The sequence below is a fragment of the Roseicyclus marinus genome, assembly GCF_036322625.1.
Taxonomy (GTDB): domain Bacteria; phylum Pseudomonadota; class Alphaproteobacteria; order Rhodobacterales; family Rhodobacteraceae; genus Roseicyclus; species Roseicyclus marinus_A.
In genome coordinates this window covers 1,648,864-1,671,269 of record NZ_AP027266.1, presented here as the reverse complement: position 1 = coordinate 1,671,269, position 22,406 = coordinate 1,648,864, and the positions used below count along the sequence as shown (strand labels likewise).

At 65.0% G+C, this 22,406-nt stretch carries 19 protein-coding genes; 14 read left to right on the top strand and 5 right to left on the bottom strand.

Annotation, left to right across the window (positions count from 1 at the left end; genetic code table 11):
- Positions 1-171 precede the first annotated feature (171 nt).
- Complete coding sequence (locus AABA51_RS08015) at positions 172-957, top strand: 3-hydroxybutyrate dehydrogenase (protein ID WP_338276249.1); 786 nt, start codon at positions 172-174, stop codon at positions 955-957.
- Between the two features lie 96 nt (positions 958-1,053).
- Positions 1,054-2,085 carry a patatin-like phospholipase family protein gene (locus tag AABA51_RS08010; RefSeq protein ID WP_338276247.1) on the top strand — a complete coding sequence of 344 codons (1,032 nt, stop codon included), beginning with the start codon at positions 1,054-1,056 and terminating at the stop codon, positions 2,083-2,085.
- 12 nt (positions 2,086-2,097) lie between these two features.
- Here the strand turns inward: AABA51_RS08010 and AABA51_RS08005 are convergent, their stop codons facing one another.
- Complete coding sequence (locus AABA51_RS08005) at positions 2,098-2,346, bottom strand: hypothetical protein (RefSeq protein ID WP_338276245.1); 249 nt, start codon at positions 2,344-2,346, stop codon at positions 2,098-2,100.
- A 155-nt stretch (positions 2,347-2,501) separates the two neighbouring features.
- Positions 2,502-3,116: a helix-turn-helix domain-containing protein gene (locus tag AABA51_RS08000; protein WP_338276243.1), complete on the bottom strand. Its 615-nt coding sequence runs from the start codon at positions 3,114-3,116 to the stop codon at positions 2,502-2,504.
- Between the two features lie 67 nt (positions 3,117-3,183).
- Between AABA51_RS08000 and AABA51_RS07995 the strand changes: the two genes are divergently transcribed.
- The 3 genes from AABA51_RS07995 to AABA51_RS07985 are packed head-to-tail and all read left to right on the top strand — an operon-like array spanning position 3,184 to position 6,582.
- Positions 3,184-4,665 (top strand): class I adenylate-forming enzyme family protein, encoded by a 1,482-nt coding sequence (locus AABA51_RS07995; RefSeq protein WP_338276241.1) that lies wholly within the window; start codon positions 3,184-3,186, stop codon positions 4,663-4,665.
- Complete coding sequence (locus AABA51_RS07990; protein ID WP_338276240.1) at positions 4,662-5,309, top strand: DsbA family oxidoreductase; 648 nt, start codon at positions 4,662-4,664, stop codon at positions 5,307-5,309. Before AABA51_RS07995 ends, AABA51_RS07990 begins: the two co-directional genes overlap by 4 nt.
- A gap of 58 nt (positions 5,310-5,367) precedes the next feature.
- Positions 5,368-6,582 (top strand): MFS transporter, encoded by a 1,215-nt coding sequence (locus AABA51_RS07985; protein WP_338276238.1) that lies wholly within the window; start codon positions 5,368-5,370, stop codon positions 6,580-6,582.
- A gap of 122 nt (positions 6,583-6,704) precedes the next feature.
- On the opposite strand, the gene mfd is transcribed toward AABA51_RS07985, so the two are convergent.
- On the bottom strand, positions 6,705-10,157 hold the full coding sequence (gene mfd / locus AABA51_RS07980; protein WP_338276236.1) for a transcription-repair coupling factor: 3,453 nt from the start codon (positions 10,155-10,157) through the stop codon (positions 6,705-6,707).
- A 64-nt stretch (positions 10,158-10,221) separates the two neighbouring features.
- Positions 10,222-10,740 (bottom strand): component of SufBCD complex, encoded by a 519-nt coding sequence (locus AABA51_RS07975; protein WP_338276234.1) that lies wholly within the window; start codon positions 10,738-10,740, stop codon positions 10,222-10,224.
- 165 nt (positions 10,741-10,905) lie between these two features.
- Here AABA51_RS07975 and hemB point away from each other — a divergent pair, with 165 nt between their 5' ends.
- The 8 genes from hemB (at position 10,906) to AABA51_RS07935 (ending at position 19,637) form a co-directional block, all read left to right on the top strand.
- Complete coding sequence (hemB, locus tag AABA51_RS07970; protein WP_338276232.1) at positions 10,906-11,898, top strand: porphobilinogen synthase; 993 nt, start codon at positions 10,906-10,908, stop codon at positions 11,896-11,898.
- Between the two features lie 136 nt (positions 11,899-12,034).
- Positions 12,035-12,592, top strand: coding sequence for a lipid-binding SYLF domain-containing protein (locus AABA51_RS07965; RefSeq protein WP_338276230.1), 558 nt, complete (start codon positions 12,035-12,037; stop codon positions 12,590-12,592).
- Between the two features lie 81 nt (positions 12,593-12,673).
- The gene (locus AABA51_RS07960; RefSeq protein ID WP_338276228.1) at positions 12,674-15,142 is read left to right on the top strand and encodes a penicillin acylase family protein; all 2,469 of its coding nucleotides are present in this window, start codon (positions 12,674-12,676) and stop codon (positions 15,140-15,142) included.
- A gap of 122 nt (positions 15,143-15,264) precedes the next feature.
- Positions 15,265-16,143: an ATPase gene (locus AABA51_RS07955; RefSeq protein WP_338276226.1), complete on the top strand. Its 879-nt coding sequence runs from the start codon at positions 15,265-15,267 to the stop codon at positions 16,141-16,143.
- A 35-nt stretch (positions 16,144-16,178) separates the two neighbouring features.
- Complete coding sequence (gene metA / locus AABA51_RS07950; RefSeq protein ID WP_338276225.1) at positions 16,179-17,123, top strand: homoserine O-acetyltransferase MetA; 945 nt, start codon at positions 16,179-16,181, stop codon at positions 17,121-17,123.
- On the top strand, positions 17,120-18,067 hold the full coding sequence (locus AABA51_RS07945) for an alpha/beta fold hydrolase (protein ID WP_338276223.1): 948 nt from the start codon (positions 17,120-17,122) through the stop codon (positions 18,065-18,067). The genes metA and AABA51_RS07945 overlap by 4 nt, the downstream gene beginning before the upstream one ends.
- Positions 18,068-18,124: 57 nt before the next feature.
- On the top strand, positions 18,125-19,015 hold the full coding sequence (ppk2, locus tag AABA51_RS07940) for a polyphosphate kinase 2 (RefSeq protein WP_338276221.1): 891 nt from the start codon (positions 18,125-18,127) through the stop codon (positions 19,013-19,015).
- Between the two features lie 4 nt (positions 19,016-19,019).
- Positions 19,020-19,637: a TetR/AcrR family transcriptional regulator gene (locus AABA51_RS07935; protein WP_338276219.1), complete on the top strand. Its 618-nt coding sequence runs from the start codon at positions 19,020-19,022 to the stop codon at positions 19,635-19,637.
- A gap of 65 nt (positions 19,638-19,702) precedes the next feature.
- On the opposite strand, the gene AABA51_RS07930 is transcribed toward AABA51_RS07935, so the two are convergent.
- A complete protein-coding gene (locus tag AABA51_RS07930; protein ID WP_338276217.1) occupies positions 19,703-21,271 on the bottom strand; it encodes a helicase HerA-like domain-containing protein in 1,569 nt (522 codons plus the stop codon).
- Positions 21,272-21,699: 428 nt separating this feature from the next.
- Here AABA51_RS07930 and AABA51_RS07925 point away from each other — a divergent pair, with 428 nt between their 5' ends.
- Positions 21,700-22,347 (top strand): invasion associated locus B family protein, encoded by a 648-nt coding sequence (locus tag AABA51_RS07925; protein ID WP_338276215.1) that lies wholly within the window; start codon positions 21,700-21,702, stop codon positions 22,345-22,347.
- Positions 22,348-22,406: the final 59 nt, after the last annotated feature.

Genomic DNA, 22,406 nt, shown 5'->3' with positions numbered 1-22,406 from the left:
TACAGAGATCACTGCTCGATAGGTTTCTTGCCTGTATGAAACCTGCCTCAATAACTTAACGCCGGCCTCGTGCCGGCGTTTTTTTCTTGGGCGCTCCAGCACCCCCGCCCCTGTTCATCTCGCAGTTGCAGCAATAGGCTGCGGCCCGAGACGCAATCAGGGAAGAGCACCATGGCCATCACCACCGATCTCTCCGGCAAGACCGCCATCATCACCGGGTCCAATTCCGGCATCGGGCTCGGCATCGCGCGCGAACTGGCCAAGGCGGGGGCCGATATTGTCCTGAATTCCTTCACCGACACCAAGGACGATCACGCGCTGGCCGCCGAAATCGCCAGCACCTGCGGCGTCACCGCGCGCTACATCAAGGCCGACATGTCCAAGGGTGCCGACTGCCGCGCCCTGATCGAACAGGCGGGCGCCTGCGACATCCTCGTGAACAATGCGGGCATCCAGCATGTGGCGGGCATCGATACCTTCCCGGTCGAGAAATGGGATGCGATCATCGCGATCAACCTGTCCTCCGCCTTCCACACCACGGCAGCCGCCCTGCCCCTGATGCGGGATGCGGGCTGGGGCCGCGTGATCAACATCGCCTCCGCCCATGGGCTTACGGCGAGCCCCTACAAATCCGCCTATGTCGCCGCCAAGCATGGCATCGTCGGCCTGACCAAGGTGACGGCGCTCGAATGCGCGGGCCAATCGATCACCGCCAATGCGATCTGCCCCGGCTATGTCCTGACCCCGCTGGTCGAGGCGCAGATCCCCGACCAGATGAAAACCCACAACATGGACCGCGACACCGTGGTCCGCGAGGTCATGCTGGCCCGCCAGCCGTCCAAGGATTTCGCCACGGTCGAGCAATTGGGCGGCACCGCCGTGTTCCTGTGCTCTGATGCCGCCGCCCAGATCACCGGCACGACGATCAGCGTCGACGGCGGTTGGACCGCGCTGTGATCGAGGTTCGATAGAGGGGGCTCTGCCCCCGGCACGGCCCCAAGGGGCCGCGCCTCCCCCGGGATATTTTTGAAACAGAGAAGCTGAGGGCGGGCGATGGCGACGAAGCGGATCAACCTGGCCCTGCAAGGCGGCGGCGCGCATGGGGCCTTTACCTGGGGGGCGCTGGACCGCCTGCTGGACGAGCCGGGGATCGAGATCGCGGGCATGTCGGGCACATCGGCCGGCGCGCTGAACGGGTCGGCGGTCAAGGCGGGCCTCGTGCAGGGAAGCCGGGCGGCGGCACAAGACAATTTGCACTGGCTCTGGGAACAGGTGGGCGCGATCACCGATCCGGCCCTCGCGCCCTGGCTGGCCGCCGCCGCCCCCGATGCGATCAGCGCCGCGATCGAGGCCTCGCTTCCCTTCGCCATCGCCGACAGCATCGGGCGCATGATCAGCCCCTATGCCACGGGCCCGTTCTACACCAACCCGCTCGAACGGATCGTCACGCGCTTTCACTATGACAAGGTCTGCGCAGGCAGCGGCCCCGTGCTTGCCATCTGCGCCACCAATGTCCGCAGCGGCAAGATCCGCGTCTTTCAAGGGGCCGAGATCACGCCGCTCTCGCTCATGGCCTCGGCCTGCCTGCCCACGCTCTTTCGCGCCGTCGAGATCGAGGATCCCGCCACCGGCCGGACCGAGGCCTATTGGGACGGCGGCTATACCGGCAACCCGGCGCTGTTCCCACTCTTCGCGCCCGATCTGCCCGACGATATCGTGGTGGTGAACATCAACCCGCTCTGGCGCGACGAGATCCCGACCAGCGCCCGCGCGATCCAGAACCGGATCAACGAGATCAGTTTCAACGCCTCGCTCCTGCGCGACTTGCGCGCCATCGCCTTCGTGCAGCGCCTGATCGAGGAGGGCCGGATGGAAGAGGGTCGGATGAAACGGGTGCGCGTCCACATGGTCTCGGACGATGCGCTGATGCGGCAATTGTCGGTCGCAACCAAGATCGTGCCGGTGCCCGCCGTCCTGCACCAGCTCCATGAGGCCGGTCGCGCCGCCGCCGACGGCTTTTTGCGCGACCATGTCGACGCCATCGGCAAAACCGGCAGCGTCGATCTGGCCCGGATGTTTGGCTGACGCGCCCCGACCTCAGTCGGTATCGGCGATCCCGAGGCTCATGACAGGCGAGCTCTGCACGAGGTCATAGCCAAGGCCAAAGACCATGCTGTCGAAAATATAGCCCGCAAAGACATCGACCCCGATTTCCTGCGTGGCGACATAATAGGTGACACCTGCGCCCAGCGTGCTTTCATCGACCTGGTTGTTTTCCAGGAACCGGGCCGAGACGCCGAAATTGGGCTGCTGGTTCGCTCCGAAGGTCAGGGTGCCCCCGAGCATGAAGGTCCCGTCCGCCAGCGCGGGCGATGCGGCACAAAACGCAACACAGGTTGCGGCAAGAATATGTTTCACGACACTGCTCGTCTGTTTGTTGGTTTTCTGCAGACCATAGTAGCAGCTTCGACGAAAGACACAACCGTTAGCGTGTCACCCCATCACAGCGATGTCACCCACAAGATCACCGCATCATCTTCCGAAAGCGAGATCACGTTATGCCCCATCGAGGCGTCGTAATAGGCGCTCTCGCCCCGCTTGAGGTCCACGGGCGCGTAAAACTCGGTCATCAGCCGCACGACCCCGGTCAGCACATAGAGAAATTCCTCGCCGTCATGGCGCACCCAGCCGTCGAATTCCTCGAAACTGCGCGCCCTGATGCGCGCGCGATAGGGCAGCATCGCCTTGCGCGTCAGGCTGCCGGCCAAAAGCTCGTGTTCATAGGTCGCGGTCGCATGGGCCTGCCCCTCGCCCTGCCGCGTCACGGCCATGCGCCCGTTCACCTTCGGATCGGTGGGCGGCGTGAAAAGCTGCGGCACCGTGATCCCCAGGCCCTGCGCCAGTTTCTTGAGCGCCTCGTAGGTGGGCGACATCTGCCCGTTCTCGATCTTGGACAGCGTCGATCGCGCCAGCCCAGCCTGGCTTGCCGCCTGTTCCAGCGTCCAGTCGCGCGCACGGCGCAGGTCGCGCACCCGCTGGCCAAGGTCGACGGGTTGCGGCGGGCTGTCCTCCCCGCTTTCACGGGCAAGACGGATCAGGCTCGGTTCATCCTTCATGGTCCGATGCTCTAGCCCCGCCCCGCGCGCCTTGCAACGGCTCCGTGCCGGGCGTAATCCCCTTGCCATGCAATCCTGCCCCAGCCCCTACAACCTGGCCCAAGACGTGCTGGCCGCAGGCCGCGCCACGCCCGACAAGATCGCGCTGGCCGTGCTTGGCCCCGCCCGCGCCGACCGCTGGAGCTTTGCGCGCCTCGAACGCGCCGTTCTGGGCCTGGCCGGCGCGCTTCTGGCCGAGGGCTTCGCACCGGGTGACCGCATGCTCCTGCGGCTCGGCAACACGCCCGAATTCCCCGTGGCCTTTCTGGGCGCCATCGCCGCAGGCCTCGTGCCCATCCCCACGGCCGAGGGCCTGACCCCGCCCGAACTCGACCGGCTGATGCCCCTCATCGCGCCGCGCGCAATCCTTGCCGCGCCGGGGATCACCCTGCCCGAAGCGCCGCCCTGCCCCGTCCTGACGGGGCTTTCGGCGCTCATGGATCAGACGCCTGCCCCTTACGCCATGGGCGATCCCGACAGGCTCGCCTATGTCGTCTTCACCTCCGGTTCCTCGGGCAGCCCCAAACCCGTCGCCCATGCCCATCGCGCGCTCCATGCCCGCCGCATGATGTGGGACGGCTGGTATGGGCTGACGCCATCCGACCGGGTGCTCCATGCCGGGGCCTTCAACTGGACCTTCACGCTCGGCACGGGCCTGCTCGATCCCTGGTCCATCGGCGCGACCGCCCTCATCCCCGCGCCGGGAACCTCGCCCGAAACCCTGCCGCTCCTGCTCAAACGCCATGACGCGACGATTTTCGCTTCTGTGCCCGGCATCTTCCGCAAGCTCCTGGCCGCCGATGCGCCCCTATCGCTCCCCAAGCTGCGCCATGCGCTCGCAGCGGGCGAGAAGCTGCCCGAAACCCTGCGCGCCCGCTGGCAATCGGCCACCGGCACCCCGATCCATGAGGCGCTCGGCATGTCCGAATGCTCCACCTTCATCTCGGGCAGCCCCGCCCGCCCCGCGCCTGCCGACACGCTGGGCTATGCCCAGCCGGGCCGCCGCATCGCGATCCTGACGCCCGAGGGGGCGATGGTCCCCACGGGCGAAACCGGCATCCTCGCCATCCACCGGGACGATCCGGGCCTGATGCTGGGCTATATCGGCCCCTCCGGCACCGACCTGCCGCTCACGGGCGACTGGTTTCTCACCGGCGATCTCGTGTCGCAAGATCCCTGTGGCGCGCTCCGCTACCACGGGCGACGCGACGACCTGATGACCACCGGCGGCTTTCGCATCTCGCCGCTCGAGGTCGAAGCCGCCTTTCAGGGCGCGCCGGGTCTGACCGATTGCGCCGCCAGCCCCGTCACGATCAAGGCCGAGACCGAGATCATCGCGCTCGCCCATAGCGGCACCGCGACCGAGGATGCCTTGCGCGCGCTGGCACAGGCCCGCCTCGCCCCCTACAAGCAACCCCGCCTCTATATCGCGCTCCCCGCCCTGCCCCGCTCGCCCAATGGCAAGCTCGACCGCCGCGCGCTGCGCCAGCTTCTGAAGGACTGGACATGATCAAACTCGACATTCTCTCCGACCCGATCTGCCCCTGGTGCTACATCGGCTGGACGAACCTCGCCCGCGCGCTCGAGGCGCGGCCGGACCACCCTTTCGCCATCGAATGGCACCCGTTCCAGCTCAACCCCGACATGCCGCCGGGCGGCATGGACCGCCGCGCCTATCTCGAGGCGAAATTCGGCGGCAAGGATCGGGCGGTTCAGGCCTATCTCCCCGTCCTCCAGCATGCCGAAGGCGCGGGCCTCACCCTCAATCTCGATGCCATCGCCCGCACCCCCAACACGCTTGACGCCCACCGCCTGATCCATTGGGCGGGGATCGAGGGGCGGCAAACCCCCGTGGTCCTGGCGCTCTTCCGCGCCAATTTCACCGATGGCCGCGACATCGGCGACCCCGAGACGCTGGCCGATATCGCTCGGGACGCGGGCATGGACCGCGCCATGGTCGCAACGCTGCTCGCAGGCGATGCCGATGCCGCCGATATCGCCGCCCGCGACGCCCATGCCCGCTCGCGCGGCGTCACCGGCGTGCCCACCTTCGTCATCGACAGCCAGCATGTGCTGACCGGCGCGCAACCGACCGAAACCTGGCTCTCCGTCATCGACGAGATCACGGCCCAGCTCTCGGATCAGACCCCGTGACCATGGCTTCATCTTTCCCCAAATATGCACGGCCCCGCAGCGGCCACAGACGCAGCGCATGACAGAGGCGAGCGCCCCGATCCCGCGGCTTGCGCGTGGCGAATTCATCGCGCTGATGGGGATGATCTTTGCCACCGTCGCCTTCTCCATCGACGCGATGCTGCCCGCGCTCCCCGACATCGCGGGCACGCTTGCGCCCCATGACCCCAATCTCGCGCAACTGGTGCTCACCAGCTTCGTTCTGGGCCTCGGCATCGGCACGCTCTTCACCGGGCCGCTTTCGGACAGTTTCGGTCGCAAGCCCGTGATCCTTGCGGGGGCGGCGCTTTACGTGCTGGGCGCGATCCTCGCCTATGTCGCGCCCTCGCTCGAACTTCTGCTGGCCGCCCGCCTCCTCCAGGGCCTTGGGGCCGCCGGTCCGCGCGTGGTGGCCACCGCCATCATCCGCGACCTCTATTCCGGTCGCCAGATGGCCCAGATCGTCAGCTTCGCCATGCTGATCTTCACCATCTTTCCCGCCGTCGCCCCCATGATCGGGGCGGCGATCATCTGGGGCTTCGGCTGGCGCGCGATCTTTTTGGCCTTTCTCGTCTTTTCCGCCCTGTCGGTCGGCTGGCTCCTGATCCGGCAGGCCGAAACCCTGCCGCGCCCCGCACGCCGTCCCTTTCAGGCAGCCCCCCTTCTGGCCGCTCTGCGCGAGACGCTTGGCTTGCGCCAGATGCAGCTCTCGATCCTGGTCCAAACCCTCGTTTTCGGCACGCTTTTCGGCACGATCTCTTCGATCCAGCCGATTTTCGAAACCGTCTTCGACCGCGCGGGCAGCTTTCCCTATTGGTTCGCGCTCATCGCCGCCGTCGCGGCCCCTGCCGCCCCCGTCAACGGCATGCTTGTGGTCCGCCTCGGGATGCGCCCCCTCGTGCGCCGCGCGCTCTTCCTCCAGATGCTCGCCTCGGGCGCCGTCGCGGCAATGCTCGCCGTCGCGCTGTCGGATCAGGCGGCCTTCTGGGTCTTTTTCGCATGGTCATGCAGCGTCTTTGCGCTGGCGGGCTTCACCATCGGCAATCTGAACGCGCTGGCGCTCGAACCCTTGGGCCATGTCGCGGGGATGGCGGCCTCGGTCATGGGGGCGCTCGCGACCGTCGGCGGGGCGATCCTCGGCGCGATCATCGGGCAGTTTTTCGACGGCACGCCCCTGCCCCTGATCCTTGCGGCGGCGCTCCTCTCGGGGCTCGGCGCGCTGGTCATGATCTGGATGCCGCGCGACCGGGGATAGGTCTGTCTTGCCAAAGGATTGACGGGCAAGCCCGCCGGTAAGCTTTCGGTCACATCCGGCCCGAAATCTCAACCTTTCGGCAAGATGTCCAAAGATCCGTTAACCAGGTTCCAAAGCCCCGATCAGGCCGCCTTGCCCGCCGCATGCACCGCCAGATCGCGCGCGATGGCAAAGGCGCCCTTGATCTTCTCGGCCTCGCTCGACCAGTCGCGGCGCACCACGATCTTGTTGTCCTTGACCTTGGCCTCGCCCTTTTCCGCTTGAACAAAGTCCACCAAGCCCTTGGGATTGGGGAATTTATCCATGTGGAACTGGACGGTGGCACCCTTCGGTCCCGCATCCAGCCGCGCGATATGGGCGCGCTTGCACATCGCCTTGATGCGAACAACGAGCAGCAAGGTGTTGACTTCCTTGGGCAAAGTCCCGAACCGGTCGATCAGTTCGGCGGCGAAGCCTTCGAGATCCACCTTGGTCTCCAGCTGCGACAAACGCCGGTAAAGCCCCAGCCGCACATCGAGGTCCGGCACGTAAGTCTCTGGAATCAAGACAGGAACGCCCAGGTTGATCTGCGGCGACCATTGCCCGCCATCCCCCGGCAACCCCTCGTCCTCGCCCGACCGGATGCGCGTGATCGCCTCCTCCAGCATGGATTGGTAGAGCTCGAACCCCACCTCCTTCACATGCCCCGATTGCTCCTCGCCCACGATATTGCCCGCGCCGCGGATATCGAGGTCCTGGGACGCGATGGTGAACCCCGCCCCAAGCGAGTCGAGACTTCCCAGAACCCGCAGTCGCTTTTCCGCCGCAGGCGTCAGTTTCTGCCGCGGCTTGGTCGTCAGATAGGCGTAAGCCCTTGTTTTTGCACGGCCCACGCGCCCCCGGATCTGGTAGAGCTGCGCCAGCCCGAACATGTCCGCGCGGTGGATGACCATGGTATTGGCGGTCGGAATGTCGATGCCGCTTTCCACGATGGTCGTGGCCAGCAGCACGTCGTATTTCCCGTCGTAAAAGGCCACCATCCGGTCATCCAGCTCGCCCGCCGCCATCTGGCCATGCGCCACGACAAAGCTGACCTCGGGCACCTGATCGCGCAAAAATGCTTCGATTTCAGGCAGATCCTCGATCCGGGGCACGACGTAGAAGCTTTGGCCGCCCCGGTAATGCTCTCGCAGCAGCGCCTCGCGGATGGTGACAGCGTCGAATTCGCTGACATAGGTCCGGATCGCAAGCCGGTCGACAGGCGGCGTGCCGATCATCGACAGGTCGCGCACACCCGAAAGCGACATTTGCAGCGTGCGCGGAATGGGCGTGGCCGACAGCGTCAGGACATGCACGTCCGAGCGCATTTCCTTCAATCTTTCCTTGTGGTTGACGCCGAACCTTTGTTCTTCGTCGACGATCATCAACCCAAGGTTCTGGAACCTGATCCCCTTGGCGAGCAGCGCATGGGTGCCGATCACGATATCGACCGTGCCATCCGCCATGCCCTTCTTGGTCTCGCTCGCCTCTTTCTGGCTGACAAAGCGGCTCAACTGCCGGACATTGACCGGAAACCCCCGGAATCTATCGGCAAAAGTCTTGGCATGCTGGCGCGCCAGAAGCGTCGTGGGCGCGATCACCGCCACCTGCAGGCCTTGGGCCGCCGCGACAAATGCCGCGCGCATCGCCACTTCGGTCTTGCCGAAACCGACATCGCCCACGACAAGCCGATCCATCGGGCGACCGGCCTCAAGGTCTTCCAATACATCGGAAATCGCCGCCAGCTGGTCGTCGGTTTCCTCGTAGGGGAAGCGCGCGCAGAACGCCTCCCACATGTCGCCGGGCGGCTCGAGGATGGGGGCTTTGCGCAGCAGGCGTTCGGCGGCAATGCGGATCAGCTTGTCCGCGATCTGCCGGATCCGTTCCTTGAGCCGCGCCTTCTTGGCCTGCCACGCGCCGCCGCCGAGCTTGTCCAAAAGCCCTTCGTCATGGCCATAGCGGCTGAGAAGTTCAATGTTTTCAACAGGAAGATACAGGCGATCCCCGCCCGCATATTCCAAGAGCAGGCATTCATGGGGCGCGCCCATGGCCGTGACGGTCTCGAGCCCCTTGTAGCGCCCGACCCCGTGATCGACATGCACGACCAGATCGCCGGGGCTCAGAGATTGCGCCTCGGTCAGGTAGTTTTCGGCCCGTTTCGTCTTTCTTTTCGGGCGGATAAGCCGGTCGCCCAGAACATCCTGTTCCGAGATGACGGCAAGGCCCGCGCCGGTGAACCCTTCCTCCAGCGGCCAGACGACAAGGTTCAGGCTGCCTTTCGGGCCAAGTGCGCGGGCATCGGCGACAAGTTTCGCATCGCTCAAACCCTGATCTTGCAAAAGCCCGTGCAGGCGTTCCCGCGCCCCTTCGGACCAGGAGGCGATGATGACGGCGCTGTCTTTGCGCAAAGCTTGAACATGATCCGCCAAAGCCCCGAAAAGGCTCAAGGATTCATTTTGACGCTCGGGCGCGAAATTGCGCCCCACACGCCCGCCCGCATCGATGATGCCGGGGCCCGGTGCGGCCGGGATCGGCGCGAATTGCACGACGCGATGGCCCGCCACCGCCTTGGTCCATGCCGCATCGTCGAGATACAGAAGACCCGGTGGAACCGGTTTGTAGACCGTATCCAGACGCCCCTTCTGGGTCAGGGCAGTCTTGCGCGTATCATATTGATCGGAAATGGTTTCCCAGCGCGCCAGCCGTTGCGGCGTAGTCTGGTCGTCAAGCGTGATCCGCGCCTTTGGAAGGTAGTCGAAGAGCGTCTCGAGCCTTTCGTGAAAGAAGGGCAGCCAATGTTCGACGCCCTGATGCTTGCGCCCTGCGCTGACGGCTTCGTAGAGCGGATCGTCGGTGCCCGCCGCGCCGAATTCGATGCGGTAATTCTGCCGGAACCGCGTGATCGCGGCCTCGTCCAGAACGACCTCGGACACGGGCGCAAGCTCCACCCGTTCCAGCTTTTCGGTGGTGCGTTGCGTGGCCGGGTCGAACCGCCGCGCGCCGTCGAGGACATCACCGAACAGATCAAGCCGCACAGGGCCGCTTTCGCCCGGCGGCCAGACATCGATGATGCCGCCGCGCACCGCGTAATCGCCCGGTTCGGTGACGGTCGGCGTCTGCGAAAAGCCCATGCGCACAAGGAAATCCTTGAGCGCGCCCTCATCGATGCGGCCACCGACCGTCGCCACGAAGGCCGAGGCGCGCAAAAGATCGCGCGGGGGCAGGTATTGGGTTGCGGCATTGAGCGTGGTCAGGACGACAAAGGCCCCCGACAACCCGCCGGCAAGGGCGGCAAGCGTCGCCATCCGCGCGGCCGATATCTCGGGGTTGGGGGATACGCGGTCATAGGGCAGGCAATCCCAGCCCGGAAACATCAGGACCGGGACGGTCGGATCGAAAAAGGCCAAAGCGCGCGCCATGGCCGCCATGCGCTTGTCATCGCGGGCGATATGCAGCACGGGCGCGCCGCCGCCCTGCGCCAGTTCGCGCAAGACCATGGTGGCGTCGAACCCTTCGGGCGTGCCGGAGGCGAGGATGTGGCTGGGCGCTTGGGTCATGGCCGCGTGACCTACGCCGCCGGGGGACGGTGTCAAGCCGTGTCTCGACCGCGATGCGACGCGGTCAATACAGGCGGCTGACCGACAGGTTGACGTACATGCCCCAGAACGCGGTGAGGAAGATGAAGATCACCCCCATGCCCTGCACCATCAGCCGGTGCTGTCGCAGGCGGTTGGGCAGGTTCTCGAAGCCAGTTTCGATCAGGCTGTGGGCGGTATGGATCGACAAGGCGGTGACAAGCAGGAGCGGCAGGATCAACAGCAAGATCGCCTGGCAGAACTCGATCCCGTAGACCCAGCCCAGAACCGCCAGTGCGCTGAGAACGAAGGCAGAGGCCGCGACCATGAGAACCCCCGAGAGATCGGCCAGTTTCCGGACGCGACGGCTGTGGATCTCGGCAAGGATGCGCAGGTCATGCAGGCTTTCCTCATCGCCGCGCCGCGCCCGTTGGATCATGTCATGGGGAATGCCGAGCACCCAATGCGACAGGGTCGACCACAAGATGGCCAGCACCATCCAGTACCACAGGTTGGAGAACGACCTGAGGTCGATGACCTGAGTGACAAGGTCGAGGAAATCCACTGCGCCTGCCGATCCTGCATTGCGATTGCGAGCGGCACCATATGCACAGGCCTTGACGGATGCCAGCCCTGCCGAAAGACGCGATGGGAGGACATCCTGCGCCCTTGCCCTCGGGCGGGGGGCATGTCACCGATTTGGAACAGCCGATCAAGAAAGGTCCCGTCGATGCCCCAGGCCCCCTTCCCCGTCACGCGCCATCGCCGTCTTCGCGCCAGCCTGCAGCTGCGCAACCTGGTGCGTGAGAACGAGTTGAGCGTGAACGATCTGATCTGGCCGGTTTTCGTGCGCGACGGCGACGGGATCGAGGAACCCATTCACTCCATGCCGGGCGTCGTGCGGCGTTCGGTCGACAAGATCGTGGAAGCCGCGCGCGAGGCGGCCTCGCTCGGCATTCCGGCGATCTGCCTGTTTCCCTATACCGATGCCAGCCTCAAGACGGAGCGCTGCGAGGAGGCATGGAACCCCGACAACCTGTCCAACCGCGCGATCCGCGCGATCCGGGACGCGGGCATCGAGATCGCGATCATGACCGATATCGCGCTCGACCCCTACAACATCAACGGCCATGACGGGATCGTGCGCGACGGTGTGATCGTGAATGACGAAACCGTCGAGGCCTTGGTCAAGATGGCGCTGGCGCAGGCGGAGGCAGGCGCCGATATCCTTGGACCGTCGGACATGATGGACGGACGGATCGGCGCGATCCGAAAGGCGCTGGAGGCCGAGGGGCACCAGAACGTCACGATCATGTCCTATGCCGCGAAATTCGCCAGCGCCTTTTACGGTCCGTTCCGCGATGCGGTGGGCGCGTCGGGCGCGCTCAAGGGCGACAAGTTCACCTATCAGATCGATCCGGCCAACCGGCTGGCGGCGCTGGCCTGCGTGGAACGCGACCTGAACGAGGGCGCGGATATGGTCATGGTCAAGCCCGGCCTGCCCTATCTCGACATGGTGCGCGAGGTTAAGGACCGTTTCGGCGCGCCGACCTTTGCCTATCAGGTGAGCGGCGAATACGCGATGATCGAGGCGGCGGCGACCAATGGCTGGATCGCGGGTGACAAGGTGATGCTCGAAAGCCTGATGTCCTTCCGCCGCGCGGGCTGCGACGGGGTGCTGACCTATTTCGCGCCGCGTGTGGCGCGCATCCTCAACGGATAGGGGGTTATCGGCGGTTTGCCGCCATGGCTTGTGGTTTTGCAAGTGACAGACAGGCCCGTGCGGCGTATCCTTCGGGAAACGTCGCGGGCATCACAACGACCCGCTGTCCAGAGGCAAACGGCAAGAGGCAAACCCCATGAGCAATCTGACCCGTCGTCATTTCGTGATCACCGGCGCATCGCTGCCGCTGCTGGCGGCCTGCGGCAACGGCATCAATTCGGATGGTGCGCAGCGCATCGATGCCCGCGCCAATGCGGCGCAGGAATTCATGTTCCGCGAAGTGCCCGGAACAAGCGAGCTGGCGCAGAATGCGCGCGGCATGCTGATCATGCCCCTGATCACCGAGGCGGGCTTTGGTTTCGGCGGGTCCTACGGGCGCGGCGCCTTGCGCATCAACGGGGTGACGGTCGATTACTATTCCGCGATCTCGGGCACCTTCGGTCTGCAGATCGGGGCGCAGCAATACGCCCATACCCTTTTCTTCATGACGGATGAGGCGCTGCAGGAATTCCGCACATCGCCCGGTTGGGCCGTGGGGGCCGACATGCGTTATGCCGCGATCGACCAGGGCAGCAGTCTCGGGGTCGATACCACGACGCTCGCCGATCCGGTCATCGCGGTGATCTATGGCCAGGCGGGGCTGATCATCGGGGCGACGCTGGACGGGACGCGCTATACCCGCATCATCCCCTGAGGGCGCAAGCCTCGGCTTGCATTTCCCAAGCCATGGGATAGCTACGCGCCACGTCAACGTGCCATCCGCGTCAGAGGTTTCATGGGTCTTGTCCTTCGCTGGCTTGTCCGACTGGTGACAGCCGCCATCGCGTTGACGGTGGCTGTCGTCTTGTCGGCATGGTGGATCGGGTCGCGGTCCATTCCCGATTACGACGCGGAATGGCCGGTCGACGGGATCACCCGTCCGGTCGAAATCGTGCGCGATACGGCGGCCGTGCCCCATATCTTCGGGGAGACGGATGCCGATTTGTTCTACGGGCTTGGCTTTGCCCATGCCCAGGACCGGTTGTGGCAGATGCTCATGCTCAGGCGGACGGCGCAGGGGCGTTTGTCGGAGCTGTTCGGCAGTGCCACGTTGCAGATCGACGATCTGCTGCGCAGGCTTGATGTCTATGCCTTGGCGACGGCCTCTGTCGATGCGCTCGATCCCGATATCGTGGCCGAGCTTCAGGCCTATTCGGATGGTGTGAATGCCTGGTTGCGCCTCATCGGGTCCGAGGCGCTGGGGCGGGGCGCGCCGGAATTGTTCTTGTTCACGCCTGAAATCGCACCCTGGCGTCCCGCCGACAGCGTCGCGGTCAGTTTCATGATGGCCCTGCAACTGGCCGGTCATCACGAGGAAGAGGTGTTGCGCGCGCGCCTGTCGCTCGCCTTGGAGGACCCGGGCGGCCTGCGCGACCTGATGCCGGATGCGCCGGGCGAAGGCACCGCGGAGCTGGCGGCATACCGCGACCTGTTCGATGCGACCCTGCCCCGCTTTGCCCAAGGTCAGACCGGCCCGCGCCATCCGCTGCACCCCCATGTGCTGGGACGCGGGCGGGCGGGTGCCTCCAACGTCTGGGCCGCGACGCCGGAACGCGCGGCCGCATCCGGGGCGCTTTTGGCCAATGATCCGCATCTGGGGTTGAGCGCGCCGACGATCTGGTATCTTGCGCGGCTGGAGCTTGAGACGGGGGGCGTCATCGGGGCCACGATCCCGGGCATGCCCGTGGTTCTGGCAGGGCGCAACGACCGTCTGGCCTGGGGCATCACCTCGGCCTATCTCGATGATATCGATCTCTACATCGAAGAAGTGAACCCGGCGAATACCGAGCAATATCGCACGCCCGACGGATGGGCCGCGTTCCGGACCGATCGCCGGGTGATCGAGGTCGCCGATGGAACGCCCGTCACCATAACCCGCCGTTGGACCGAGAACGGACCGGTCATCCCCGGCTCGCATTACGATTTCGCCACCGTCACGCCGCCCGGCCACGTGATGAGCATGGCCTGGACCGCCCTGACCGAGGAAAACACCTCGATCCAGACGGGGATGCGGCTGATGCGGGCCGGCACGATCGAGGAAGGTCTGGAGGCGGGCGAGGATTTCGTCGCACCCGCCCAGAACCTGATGCTGGCCAGCGCCGACGGGCGGATCGCGATGCAGGTGATCGGCCACATGCCCTGGCGCATGACCGCCCACCAGACACAGGCGCGCATGCCCAGCCCCGGCTGGATCGAGGACAACCGCTGGCAGGGCGTGACCCAGTATTTCGCCAATCCCCGTTTCGTCGATCCCGAAAGCGGCATCCTGGGCAATACCAACAACAAGATGGTCGACCGCGATTTCCCGCTGCATGTGTCGTTTCACTGGGGCGACACGCAGCGCATCACGCGGCTGACCCGCCTGATGGAGGCGCGCGAGGTCCATACGCGCGACAGTTTCATCGAGGCCCAGCTCGACACCGTGTCGGCTGCGGCGCGCAACATCTTGCCGCTTGTGGCGCGTGACCTGTGGTTCGTCGATGAAACCGCGCCCCCCGGCACCCCGGAAAGACGCCGCCAACGGGCCTTGTCGCTCTTGGCGGATTGGAACGGGGAGATGAACGAACATCTGCCCGAGCCGCTGATCTATGCCGCGTGGATGCGCGAGTTGCAGCAACGCCTGATCCGTGACGATATCGGCCCCCTGGCCGAGGAATTCCTGTCCTTCGAGCCGATCTTCATCGAGCGGGTCTTTCGCGACATCGGGGGCGCGAGCCGGTGGTGCGACGTGGTGCCGTCAACGGCGGTGGAAACCTGCACCGATATCGCGCGGCTGGCGCTGGATGACGCGCTGCAATGGCTGGAAGACCGCTACGGGTCGGATATCGAGAGTTGGCGCTGGGGCACGGCGCATGAAGCGCGCCACGATCACCCGGTTCTGGGCAATACGCGCCTGTTTTCGTGGATCGTGAACATCCGGCAATCCACGAGTGGCGGGGATTTCACGCTGAACCGGGCGGCGACACCGGGCACGATGCCCGATCCGTTCCTCAACACCCATTCGGCGGGATACCGGGGCGTCTATGACTTCGCCGATCCCGACAGCTCGGTCTTTGTCATCGCCACCGGGCAGTCGGGCAATCCGCTGTCACGCCATTACGACGATCTGGGCGAATTGTGGCGGCGGGGGGAATATATCCCCATGTCGCTGGACCCCGAGCTTGCGCGGGCGGGCAATATCGGGATCACGCGGCTTATCCCGTAGGGTGCGCCTCAAGGCGCACCATGGGCAAAGGTGCGCCTGAAGGCGCACCCTACCCTGCCCTTTCACACACCCGCCTGCTGCGCTATCACGCAAACGCAGCCCTCAACGCCCGGACATTTCCCATGCCGCTTCTCTACGACAGCCCCGCCGCCTGGACCGATGCCCCGGACAAGAGCCTTGCCGTTTTCGGCATGTCGGGGCTTGGCAAGACGCGGCTCGCAAGCCTGCTCAGGTCCGCGGGCGGCTGGTACCATTACTCGATCGATTACCGTATCGGCACGGCCTATATGGGCGAGCACATCAACGACAACCTCAAGCGCGAGGCGATGCAGGTGCCGCTCTTGGCCGAGCTGTTGAAATCGGATTCGATCTACATCGCCTCCAACATCAGTTTCGGCAATCTTGCGCCTCTCTCGACCTACCTGGGCAAGCCGGGCGATGCGGCCAAGGGCGGCTTGCCCTTTGACGAATACATGCGGCGGCAGGCGCTGCATCGGCGGGCCGAGATCAACGCGCTTCTCGACACGCCGAATTTCATCCATCGGGCCCGCGATCTCTATGGCTATCCGCATTTCGTGGCCGATACCGGCGGCTCGATCTGCGAGGTGGTCGATCCCGAAGACCCCAATGACGAGGTGCTGCGCACGTTGCAGGCCCATTGCCTGATGGTCTGGATCGAGGGTCCCGAAAGCCATACCGAGGAATTGATCCGCCGCTTCGAGCGTGATCCCAAGCCCATGTATTACAAGCCGGAATTCCTGCTGCCGCTCTGGCAGGGATGGCTGGACGAACAGGGTGTGACGGCAGAAACGGCCGATCCCAACGCCTTCATCCGGTTTGCCTATCGCCGGGCCATGGCGCATCGCGCGCCGCTTTATGCCGCGATGGCGCGGAACTGGGGCATCACCGTGACCGCCGCCGAGGTGGAGGCCGTGCGCGATGCCCAAGACGCCACCGCCATGGTCGCCGCAGCCCTTGGCAGGCGTGCCCAGCCCGCCTAAGTCTGTCCTTCCCGCAAAGGACAAAGTCCGGACCGATGCCGATCAAGCTGCCCTCCACGCTCCCCGCCTTTTCCATCCTCCGCCGCGAGGGGGTTCAGGTCATGGGGCAACAGGCGGCCGACCGTCAGGATATCCGCCCGCTTCGGATCGGGCTCTTGAACCTGATGCCGAAAAAGATCCAGACCGAGACCCAGTTCGCGCGACTGATCGGCGCCTCGCCCCTGCAGGTGGAATTGTCGCTGATCCGCATGACGGATCACGAAACGCGCAACACCGCCGCCGAGCATATGGAGGAATTCTATCGCCCCTTTGCCGAGGTCGCGGCAACGGGCGAGAAATTCGATGGGCTGATCATCACCGGCGCGCCGATCGAACATCTGCCTTTCGAGGCGGTGACCTATTGGGACGAGCTCAAACAGGTGTTCGACTGGACCCAAAGCCATGTCCATTCCACCTTCGGCGTCTGCTGGGGTGGGATGGCGATGATCAACCATTTCCACGGCGTCGAAAAACACATGCTGCCTGCCAAGGCCTTTGGCTGTTTCCGCCACAAGGTGCGCGAGCCGGCATCGCCCTATCTGCGGGGGTTTTCGGATGATTTCATCATCCCCGTCAGCCGCTGGACCGAGATGAAACAGCCCGAGATCGACGCTGTGCCGGGGCTTGTGACGCTTCTGGCCTCGGACGAGGTGGGCCCCTGCCTGGTCGAGGATCGGGCGCATCGCGCGCTCTATATCTTCAACCATTTCGAATATGACAGCGACACGCTGAAACAGGAATATGACCGCGATGTCGCTGCAGGCACCGCGATCAACGTGCCGGTCAATTACTATCCCGAAAACGATCCGACGCGCGCGCCGCTCAACCGGTGGCGCAGCCATGCCCATCTGCTCTACGGCAATTGGGTGTCCGAAGTGTATCAGACCACCCCCTTCGACATGGCCGAGATCGGGCAGCGCGTCACCGATTGGCGGACATGAAGCTCGCCCTGATCCTTGCCGGGATCGTCCTGATCTTCTGGGGCGTGACCCTGTGGAAGGCGGCCCGCCACGAGGCCCGGGCGCTCGAAAGCCACCCGCCCCTTGGTCAATTCGTGACCATAGACGGTGTGCGGCTGCACCTGTTGCAGGTGGGGCAAGGGCCCGACATCGTCCTGATCCATGGTGCAAGCGGCAACATGCGCGATTTCACCATGGATCTGGTCGTGCGTCTGTCGGACCGCTACCGGGTCACGGTCGTGGACCGGCCCGGATTGGGCCATTCGGATCGGCTGGACCGTGACGGGGCCACGATTTTCGAGCAGGCCGATATCCTGGTGCGGGCAGTGGGTGCGCTTGGGGTGGAGCGCCCGCTGGTTCTGGGCCATTCCTATGGGGGTGCTGTCGCGCTGGCATGGGCCACGCGCCATCCGGACCGGGCGGCGGGGCTGATCTTGCTGGCTGCGGCCTCCAACCCCTGGGATACGCCGCTGTCGACCTATTACCGGGTTCTGTCGCATCCGCTGGGGCAGATCTTCGCCGTGCCGATCCTGACCGCATGGGTGCCAGACCGGGTCGTGACCGATACGATCGCCCAGATCTTTGCGCCCCAACCCACGCCGGAGGGATATGCCGATTACATCGGGGCTGGCCTGACCCTGCAACGCCGCGCCCTGCGCGAGAATGCGTTGCAGCGGGCAAGCGTGCTGGAGGAAATCACCGCCATGGTTCCCGATTACGCCGCACTCACCCTGCCCGTGGAAATCCTGCACGGGGATGCTGATACGACCGTATGGCTCACCATCCATTCCGAACCTTTGTCGCGTCAGATCGCAGGGTCAAACCTCGTAGTGATGGAGGGGGTCGGACATTCCCCGCATCACGCGGAGCCGCAAACCGTGGTGGACGCCATCGACCGCGCGACCCGGCGTGCCGGATTGAATTGAACCGGCCAAGCCCCTAATGTCAAAGACCATAACATTTCGGGTAAAGGCAGGTCGTGCATGAGCGTTCCCTTTGTCGGCGACATAACCGCGTATTTCGAGAACGAGGCCCCCGAGGATGTGCGCCACGCCATCCGAACCGCCAAGAAGGACAGCGTGCTGAGCCCGTCCTTTCCCTACCGCACGCGCATGGACAAGGACGACTACGAGGATGCCCTGGTGGCGTTGCAGATCGAACTGGTGAAATGGCACGCCTGGGTGCGCGACACGGGCCAGCGCGTGGCCGTCGTGTTCGAAGGGCGAGATGCGGCGGGAAAGGGGGGATGCATTTCGCAGGTCGCAGCCAACCTCAACCCAAGGGTGGCGGGCATCGTGGCCCTGTCCAAACCCACCGAGCGCGAGGCCGCGCAATGGTATTTCCAGCGCTACATCGCCCATCTGCCTGCGGGGGGCGAGATCCGGCTCTTTGACCGGTCATGGTACAATCGCGGTGTCGTGGAGCATGTCTTCGGCTTTTGCACGCCCGAGCAGCGCGAGACGTTTTTCCAGCAATTGCCGGACTTTGAACGCATGATGGTCGGCGACGGTATCCGCTTGATCAAGATCTGGCTCAACGTGGGCCGCGCCGAACAGCTGCGCCGGTTTCTCGACCGCGAAGGCGATCCGCTGAAGCAATGGAAGCTGAGCTGGATCGACGTGCAGGGCCTGGGAAAGTGGGAGGCCTATTCCACCGCCATCCGCGACACGCTGGAGCGCAGCCATGCTGCCCATGCGCCCTGGACGGTGATCCGGTCCGATGACAAGCGCCGTGCGCGGCTGGCCGTGATCCGGACCATCCTTCAGGGGATGGAGTATCCCGGCAAGGATGAGGGCGTTGTGGGCGCAGCGGACCCCTTGATCTGCGGCGGGCCTGAGATCTGGACCGATCACACGCCCATCGGGGCGGCCTGAGCGCATGGTCAAACGCGGCTATCATCACGGCAATCTCAAGCAGGCCTTGGTCGATGCCGCCTTGCAGCTGATCGAGGATATGGGGCCCACAGGCTTTACCCTGTCCGAGGCCGCAAAGACCGCCGGCGTGACGCCTGCCGCCGTTTACCGCCATTTCGAAGGGCGGGACCAGCTGATCGCGGAATGCGCGCGGCAGGGGCACGAGATCTTTGCCGATCTGATGGATCATGCCTATGCAGGGGGGCAGCCATCGGCCCTGGCGGCGTTCGAGGCGACGGGGCGGGCCTACCTTGCCTTTGCGCGCAAGTATCCCGGCCATTACATGGCGATGTTCGAAAGCGGGACGGCGGTGAATGCGACGCCGGAACTGGCGGCGGCGGCAGGACGGTCACGGGCGGTTCTGGAACGCGCCGCCGAAGCCTTGTCCGAACATATCCCGCCCGAAAAGCGCCCGCCGCCTGCGATGTTTTCCGCCCATATCTGGGCGATGAGCCACGGGGTGGTGGAATTGTTCGCGCGCGGGCGTCCCGGCGCGCAATCGCCCTTTTCGCCCGAGGATCTTCTTGAGGCCGGGATCGGCATCTACCTGCGCGGTCTGGGCCTGATCCGGCCCGACACCTGATCCGTAGGGCAAGCTTGGGGGCTTTGCCCCCAAACCCCCAGGATATTTGTAAAACAGAGAATGGGTCAGCGGCTGCGGAACAAGCCGCCGAGTACGCCCCGGACAAGCGCACGTCCTGATTGGGTGCCGAGCTGGCGGGCGAAGCTTTTGGCGAAAGCCTCTCCCACGCTGTCGGACCGCGAGGAGGAGGATCGGCTGCGGCCTGCGGGTTTCGTCGACGGGGCGCTGCCCACGCGGCTGCCGCTGTAACGTCGGGCGGCATTGAATTCGCGGGGGGTGTCGGCGGCGGGCGCGGTATCTGGTTCGGCTGATGCTGCGGCTTCCTCGGCCGCCTTGGCAGCACGCGCTTGCAGGATCTCAAAGGCGCTTTCGCGGTCGATGGCCGTGTCATACTTGCCCGCTAGGGGGGACATGCCGATCAGCGCCGCGCGGGTGGCATCCGGTATCGGCCCGAGATGGGAGGATGGCGGACGGATCAGGGTGCGTTCGGCCACACCGGGAACCCCCTTGCGTTCAAGCAGGGAGGTCACGGCCTCGCCCGTGCCGACCTCGCGGATCGCATCCTCGATGTCGAAGCGGGGATTGTCGCGGTAGTTCTGGGCGGCTTGCTTGAGATCTTGCCGGTCCTTGGCGGTATAGGCGCGCAGCGCATGCTGCACACGGTTGCCAAGCTGGCCGAGAATGTCCTCGGGCACGTCCGCAGGATTCTGGGTCACGAAATAGACGCCCACACCCTTGGACCGGATCAGCCGCGCGACCTGTTCGACCTTGTCGACCAGCGCCTTGGGCGCATCGTCGAACAACAGATGCGCCTCGTCGAAGAAGAAGACGAGCTTGGGCTTGTCGGGATCGCCCACCTCGGGAAGTTCCTCGAACAGCTCCGACAAGAGCCAGAGCAGGAAGGTCGCGTAAAGCCGGGGGGAGGCCATCAGCTTGTCGGCGGCAAGGATGTTGATCCGTCCCGCGCCGGTTTCGTCGGTCAAAAACAGGTCGGACAGATCGAGGGCCGGTTCCCCGAAGAGCCTGTCGCCCCCCTGCCCCTCGAGCACCAGAAGCCGCCGTTGGATCGCGCCGATGGAGGCCGGCGCGATATTGCCATAGCGCAGGCCCAGATCCGCCCGCGCCTCGCCCACGAAGGTCAGAAGCGCCTGAAGATCCTTGAGATCCAGTAGCGCCATGCCCTCTTCGTCGGCCACGCGGAAGGCGATGTTGAGCACGCCCTCCTGAGCCTCGGTCAGTTCGAGGAGACGCGAGAGCAGGAGCGGCCCCATCTCGGTCACGGTGGTGCGCACCGGATGCCCCTTTTGCCCGTAAAGATCCCAGAAGGTGACGGGACAGGCGCCATAGGCGAAATCGGTGAAGCCGATGGTCTGGGCGCGCGCCAGGAAGGCCTCGTGCAGCTTGCCCGCAGCACTGCCCGCCTGCGCGAGCCCGGCCAGGTCGCCCTTCACATCCGACAGGAAGACCGGCACGCCCATGGCCGAAAATCCTTCGGCAAGGATCTGGAGCGTGACCGTCTTGCCGGTCCCCGTCGCACCCGCGATGAGCCCGTGGCGATTGGCGTATTTGAGGAGCAGATGTTGGGATGTGCCGTAGCCTTCGCCACCGCCACCGATGAAGATGCTCTCGTCCATGCCGCGTTCCCCCGTGTCCTCGTTACTGCCTGCGCGGTGCCGAGAATACAGTCTTGCCCCCGCCGCGCCAGAGCCAAGACGTGCCTTTGCATGGCCCAGGCATCGGGCAATGACGCGTCGGACAAGTAATGGCGAAAAAAGGTCCGGCCCGGTCCGATTGCCCTGTTGACGGATGCGACCGTCTGTCATAGCGTCCGCCTCAGAAAGTCGGCCAGTCCGACAGGGAGAGAAAAAAAAACTGCAAAGGGTCCGGTTTTTCGGGCCCTTTCGCTTTTTGGGCGGCTGTCGGACGCAGTGGCGCGCGGGCGCCGATCTGTGGCCCATGATCGCCGATTGACGGGTCATCGCGGGAAATTGCCCCTGACACTTCGGCGCGGGCATGGTAGCGACAGCACCAGACCCTTGACGAGGCGAAAGGACGAAGTCGCATGTCAATTCAGAGACGTTCCAACACGATCATGATGGCAGCCCTCGTGGCCGTGCTGCCGGTGGCCGGACTGGCGCAGACCACCGAACCCGCGGTGGAGGATGGCTTGCCCGTCGGTCAGGAGGTGGTCGAGATCGGACAGACCTATGTGGCCGAAACCCATGGCGATTGGGAAGTCCGCTGCATCCGCGCAGAGGAAGGCCAACCCGAGCCTTGCCAGATGTACCAGCTGCTCTTGGACAACAATGGCGGCGCGGTGGCGGAGTTCAACATTTTCGATCTGCCCGATGAAGGACAGGTCGTGGCAGGTGCCACGATCGTGACCCCGCTCGACACGCTGTTGACGCCGGGCCTGCGGTTGCGGGTGGATGACGGCAACTGGTCCGAATTTCCCTTTGCCTTTTGCCAGCCGATCGGCTGTTTCGCGCGGCTGGGCCTGACGGAAGCAAACCTCGATGCATTCCGCGCAGGCGGCGAAGCCTTCGTGGCACTGGTTCCCCTGCCCGCCCCCGATCAGGTGGTGCAACTGGAAGCGTCCTTGAGCGGGTTCACCGCCGGTTTCGAGGCGCTGGAGGCGCGCAACAGCGTCGCCATGGCCTTGTTCGAACAGCTGCGTGCGGCGCAGGGTGAAGCAGCCCCCGCCGATTGATGCGCCCCCGACGCAATCTGTCGCGCCCGTCCCGCTTGGGGCGGGCGTTTTTCGTTCAG